This window comes from Microcoleus sp. S28C3 (assembly GCF_036700785.1).
Lineage (GTDB): Bacteria > Cyanobacteriota > Cyanobacteriia > Cyanobacteriales > Microcoleaceae > Microcoleus > Microcoleus asticus.
Genome location: NZ_JAUBPO010000058.1, coordinates 47,788 through 48,898, shown reverse-complemented (window position 1 = coordinate 48,898; position 1,111 = coordinate 47,788). Strand labels below are relative to the sequence as shown.

1 protein-coding gene is annotated in these 1,111 nt (G+C 46.4%); it reads right to left on the bottom strand.

The window, feature by feature from the left end:
• Positions 1–35: 35 nt before the first annotated feature.
• A partial coding sequence (locus QUA13_RS18125; RefSeq protein ID WP_333200660.1) for a tetratricopeptide repeat protein occupies positions 36–1,111 on the bottom strand: 1,076 nt, incomplete at its 5' end.

Here is a 1,111-nt window from a genome sequence, read left to right as displayed (position 1 = left end):
GGCTGCAATGAATGATGAATACATGATGCTTCTTCTCAAATCCTTTTGTCAAGACTGATTGAGATGCTCTTACCCTGGTTGAGTCGCAGAATTTCTGAGAGTTTTTGGAGTTTTTGGGATAGGGTGTTTTGCCAGGTTTTGTTGGTCTTTTTGTTGCGGTATTCGTCGAGATAGTTGTTTTTCCAGGTTTCTAATTCGGCTATTTCGGTTGTGGTATAGGTGACTGGTTTTATGCTGTCGCGGGTGATGATGAAAGCCGATCCGCCCCAGCTATCGTCGGAGTTGGAGTTATTGCCGATGTACCATTCTATGATTGCTGTTTCGGTGTCTAAGGTTTGTTGGAATTTGGTGATGTCGATGGGTTCGACTTTTTGAGTTAGGGTGAATTCTGGTTCTCGCTGTTTTATCTGTTCTAGCAGTTGTGCTAGTTGCTGTGATGTTGTTTCTAATTTGGCTTTTTGTTGTTGGAAATAGTCGGGGCTGAGGCTGCGGGTTTGGGTTGTGCGTTGTGAGGGAGAGTCTTCGGGAACCCCCCCCGGCCCCCCCTTGGTAAGGGGGGGAGAAAGAGGGGGAGGAGATGGGGTTTCTGTTTCTAGGAATTGTTGGGAGGCGACGATTTGGCGGCGCAGGTTTTGGAGTTGCTGTTTCTCGGTGTCGGTGGCTGTTTTGGGGTAGATTTCGCTGTTGGTAAAGAGTTCGACTAGGTAGCGGGATTTGCTGCGTTCGATTGTTTGCAGGGCTTTGTCATATTCTTGGTGATTGATGCAGGATTGCATCATTTTTTCGTAGACATCGAGATTTTCTTCGATGATTTCTCGTTTGCGGTTGTCGGATGTGATCCACTCGCGGCTTTGTTCGACTGCTTCGATGGCTTTTTCGTAGCCGAATATGGCTGTTTTCCACAAACTTCCTGCAAATCCTAAATCACCTAAATTTCTGCCTGTTTGCAGACAGTCAATTGGCAAAGCGGTGGGAGTGCGAACTTGTAAAGCAGCTTTAAAAAGTTGGATCGCCCTTTCGATATTCTCACCCCATTCTCCTTTGATTCTGTCACTGTAAGCATTTGCCAAATTATTTTGAGTCATCGCCCAATGTTGCGGGAAAGCATCGC